Genomic DNA, 4,476 nt, shown 5'->3' with positions numbered 1-4,476 from the left:
TGAGGACCTTGCGGTCCGGTGGCGCCCGTCGCTCCATCGGCACCCGCCGGACCTTGCGGTCCAGCAGGGCCAGTTGCTCCTACGGGACCTTGAGGACCGGTTGGTCCCGCAGGTCCTGTCGCACCGGTGTCACCCGTCGCTCCGGTCAATCCGATCGGGCCTTGAGGTCCTGCTTCCCCATTACACGCATACGTCGTTGTGCCGCCCACAACAAAGCTCGCGCCGCCGGTGGGGCAGTTGGTATCTCCGACGGGGAGGGTCGTGGTGACCACCGACTCGCCGTTCGCGCCCGAAACGTCCTCCCACTGGCCGGTGCTGGCATTGAAGAGGATAAGCACACGACGGGTCGTATCGACGGCGAAGGAGGCATCCAGCCCAGACGGGGGCGGCGGATAGGTCGCGCTATTGGCGGTGAAAGGGATCCTGAGGGAGCCGTCAATGATCGTCGTGCTGGTCGACAGGAAATTCTGAATGGCGCTAAAGTTGGCGCCGCCGTTGAACGTCTGTGGATTGCTCCAGATGGCGGGGAAGGCCTGGTCGAGTTTGAGGGTGACGGTTCCGGCGCCGGAATCGAAGACGGCGGTGATGCCGTCGGTCGCGAGGATGTTGCTGAGGTCGGCGTCCTCACCCGGAGGACCTTGGTCCCCCCTCTCGCCTTTTTCACCTTGAGGACCTTGCGGGCCTTGAGGACCCATTGGACCTTCAGGACCCTGCGGTCCTTCCGGACCGGCGGGTCCGGTTGCGCCGATGGGCCCTTGTTCACCTTGCGGCCCTTGTGGACCCTGAATGCCCTGCTCGCCCTGAGGACCCTGTGGCCCTTGCGGACCCGTTTCTCCCTGCGGGCCCTGAGGACCGGTCTCACCGATGGGGCCTTGCTCCCCTTGAGGACCCTGCGTCCCTTCCGAAGGATTCTTCCAATCCAAGACGACGGTGGGCGGCTCTCCGGGGTCTCCCGCGATGATCGCGGAGACCCCCAGAACCTTATTCGCGTCCGCGGGAGGTTCCGTGGGGAGGTCCCAATTGGCGAGGAGGTTGCGGTCGACGTCGAAGATCCCCAAATACTCGAAGACCCCCTTGGCGATCTTGGCGGTCCTGGCCATGCGGGCATGATCGGCCTTCTTGGCGAAGAGGGCCCAGACTCTCGTTCCGATCTCATAAGGAAGGACCTTGTCCGACGTCGGCGTGCGGCAATCGTTCCCCAGGAGGGTTGTCCGAACCTCGATGCGGGACTCCTTGGCGAGGTTGGGTGTGACCGGGTCATCGAAGTGGATGTAGGCGTCGCCGACGTTGAATCGGGTGGGGCACTCATTGACGGTCAGGAGATATTCACCCGTGTCGGGATTGACGAGATCGAATCGGGCGTTCTTGTCCCCGCTGACCGGTTGTCCGTTCAGCTTGAGCGCCTCGATGTGGACCTCGAGGAGCATGTTGCCGGGGATCGCTTCTTGGCCGTCATCGTCTCCGTCGCCGTCATCTCCATGCCCTCGGGCAGCCGGGGAGGCCAGAAGCGCGAAAAGGGTCAGGAGAACGGTGATGAATCCAAAGACGCGAGTCTTGTGAAAATATCCCATGGGCCACCCCCATCATTGAGTTGTGGGTCAGTCGCGGGAGGCGGGCTTGAGGGGAGCTCGCAGGCCGTGCTGGCCAAGGCAGGAAACTTGCTTACATTGTACCCGTGCCAAAGAATGGGTCAATTCGTTTTAAAGCCGTTATCATTATGATAATAATGGCATAAAGCGGCCTGAGCGGTGCCGGATTAACGGAGACTTACGGGATCCACGAAGGGAGGGCGAGTCCGGCGGTTTCTTCGAATCCGCACATGAGGTTCATGTTCTGGACGGCCTGGGAGGCCGCGCCTTTCATGAGATTGTCGATGGCGGCGATGAGGACGATCCGGCCCGTCCGCGGATCAAAGATGCCGCCGATCTCGCAGACGTTGGTGCCCCGCACGTTCTTGGTCTTGGGAAAGACGCCTTCCGGGAGGATGCGGAGGAAGGGTTCATCTTTGGAGAAGGACGAGAGGGCGTTGAGGACGTCCGCGGTCGTCGTCTTCTTGAGCGACTTGGCGTACATGGTCGAGAGGATGCCCCGGTCCATGGGGATCAAGTGCGGCGTGAAGGAGATGACGACGTCCCGTCCCGCCGCCCTTGAGAGCTCCTGTTCGATCTCCGGCGTGTGCCGGTGCCGGCCCACCTTGTAGGCGTGGACGGATTCGTTGACCTCGGAGAAGAGCGATTCCAGGACAACACTCCGGCCCGCGCCCGTGACCCCGGATTTGGCGTCCACGATGATCGAATCCGGGTCGATCGACTTGTTCTTGAGGAACGGCGTCAACGCCAGGATCGTGCCCGTCGGATAGCAGCCGGGATTGGCGGCGAGCTTCGCCTTTTTGATCTCTTCCCGGTGCGTTTCGGGCAGGCCGTAGACGGCGTCCCTCAAGAGAGTGGGGGCCGCGTGGTCCCCGTACCATTCCTTATAGAGGCTTGCCGACTTGAGCCGGAAGTCGGCGGAGAGGTCCACGACTTTGAGCCCGCCCCCGATCCACGCCGCCACGTGCTGGGCGGCCGCATGGTGGGGGAGGCACGAAAAGGCGAGATCGCACGAGGCGACGACCCGGTCGTCCTGGAGATCTTGAAGGACCAGTCCCGTCTTGCCGGAAAAATAGGGAAAAAGGTCGGAAAGCTTTTTCCCCGCGAATTTTTCGGACGTGGCGAGAGAGACTTCGACGCCGGGATGGTCGAGGAGAATCCGAAGGAGCTCCATTCCCGTGTAACCCGTCGCACCCACCACGGCGACTTTGATATTGGGGGAAGATACCGCTCTCCCCCCAAACCCCTCATCTGGTTTCCGAGTCATGGATTGCTCACTCCGGAAGGGGACCTTCCTGCGTTCACTCTTAGCGCTTGCTGTACTGCGAACGCCGACGGGCGCCGCGGCGTCCGTACTTCTTGCGTTCGACGATGCGAGCGTCGCGCGTGAGGAGCCCGGCGATCTTGAGCGGCTTGCGGAAATCGGGGCTGACCTGCAGCAGGGCCTTCGAGATGGCGTACTTCAGCGCGTCCGCCTGTCCGGCCGGTCCGCCCCCGACGATCTTGGCGTCCACGTCGTACTTGCCGACCGTGCCCGTGACGTCAAAGGGCTGGCTCACCACGAACCTCAGGGCCTCGCGGCCAAAGTAGACCGGAAAGTCCTTTTCGTTGACGAGGATCTTGCCGCTGCCCGAGTTCAGGAAAATGCGGGCGATGGCCGTCTTTCTCTTGCCGACGACGAGATTCTTTTTGGGGGCGCGGGCGGTCGCCATAATTAGACCTCAACAGCCTTCGGTTGCTGGGCGGCGTGAGGGTGCTTGTCCGCCGCGTACACCTTGAGCTTTTTTAAGAGATGATCCTGCATCCGGTTCTTGGGCAGCATGCCCTTGACGGCCTTGATAATGAGCTGCGTCGGATCCTTTTGAAGGAGCTTGCCGGCCGGGGTTTCCTTCAGTCCGCCCCGGAAGCCCGAATGCCTGTAGTAGATCTTGTCCGTGAGCTTCTTGCCCGTGAGCCGGATCTTGGCGGCGTTGATGGCGACGACGAAGTCGCCGGCGTCCATGTGCGGGGTATACATGACCTTGGTCTTTCCCCGCAGAATATCCGCGATCTTGGTGGCCGCCCGTCCCAGGATCTTGCCGCTCAAGTCCACGAGGACCCAGCCGCGTTGCGTCGTTTCGGCCTTGGCCAGAGTTGTTTTTTGCACGGGTAGCATATGAGGCGCGGGAAAGTAGTGGACAGGGTAGCGAGGTGTCAATAGATAAATGCCCCCATGCCTTCCGTGATTCGAAAGGAAGTCCGCAAACTTAAGGGCTATCGCCTCTCTTCGCCCCCGCACCGGATCAAGCTCAACCAGAACGAGTCGCCCTGGGACCTTCCTTCGCCCCTCAAGGAGGAAATCCTTGAGAGGCTACGGAGGGCCGCCTGGAACCGCTACCCGACCCCCTTCTGCGACCCCCTCCGCCGGAAGATCGCCGCGAGGGAAGGGTGGGCGCCGGAGGGGGTGATCGTCTCCGGCGGTTCGAACATCCTCATTCAGGCCCTGACGATCGCCGCCTCCGTGGGTGGAAAGATCCTGACCGTGACGCCCAGCTTCTCCCTCTATGAGATCGAAGGGGCCCTTCTCGGCAACCGGGTCGTCGCCGTTCCGTTGCGAAAAGGGGACTTCTCGTTCCCGCGGGATCTTTTCCTCAAGCGTCTCAAGGCCGTCAAACCCCAGGCCGTCTTCCTGGCCAATCCGAACGCCCCGACCGGCAATCTCTTTCCGGAAGAGGATCTCGTAGCCGTCATGGAAAAGGCGCCGGGACTGGTCGTCATCGACGAGGCCTATTACCCGTTTTCGGGCCACACGATGGCGCCGTATCTCAAGAAACACAAAAATCTGGTCATCGTCCGCACGCTCTCCAAGGCCTTTTCGCTGGGCGGGGTGCGCCTCGGTTACCTCTTG

General features: G+C 62.0%; 5 protein-coding genes. 1 reads left to right on the top strand and 4 read right to left on the bottom strand.

Translation table 11 applies throughout. The annotated features are described in order from the left end of the window. The 4 genes from VLJ37_11980 to rplM all read right to left on the bottom strand — a co-directional run. The coding region (locus VLJ37_11980; protein HSA60388.1) for a hypothetical protein at positions 1–1,571 on the bottom strand (1,571 nt) is incomplete at its 3' end. Between the two features lie 196 nt (positions 1,572–1,767). Beyond that, positions 1,768–2,856, bottom strand: coding sequence for an N-acetyl-gamma-glutamyl-phosphate reductase (gene argC, locus VLJ37_11975; GenBank protein ID HSA60387.1), 1,089 nt, complete (start codon positions 2,854–2,856; stop codon positions 1,768–1,770). Between the two features lie 40 nt (positions 2,857–2,896). Further along, positions 2,897–3,301, bottom strand: a complete 405-nt coding sequence (gene rpsI / locus VLJ37_11970; GenBank protein ID HSA60386.1) for a 30S ribosomal protein S9 — start codon at positions 3,299–3,301, stop codon at positions 2,897–2,899. Between the two features lie 2 nt (positions 3,302–3,303). Beyond that, positions 3,304–3,735: a 50S ribosomal protein L13 gene (rplM, locus tag VLJ37_11965; GenBank protein ID HSA60385.1), complete on the bottom strand. Its 432-nt coding sequence runs from the start codon at positions 3,733–3,735 to the stop codon at positions 3,304–3,306. Positions 3,736–3,801: 66 nt separating this feature from the next. Here rplM and VLJ37_11960 point away from each other — a divergent pair. Next, positions 3,802–4,476, top strand: a 675-nt coding sequence (locus tag VLJ37_11960; GenBank protein HSA60384.1) for an aminotransferase class I/II-fold pyridoxal phosphate-dependent enzyme, incomplete at its 3' end; no start/stop codon positions are given.

It is taken from the genome of bacterium, from assembly GCA_035454885.1.
Lineage (GTDB): Bacteria > UBA10199 > UBA10199 > JACPAL01.
Note: the sequence above shows the minus strand (reverse complement) of the source record. Positions and strands in the feature narration are given on the sequence as shown.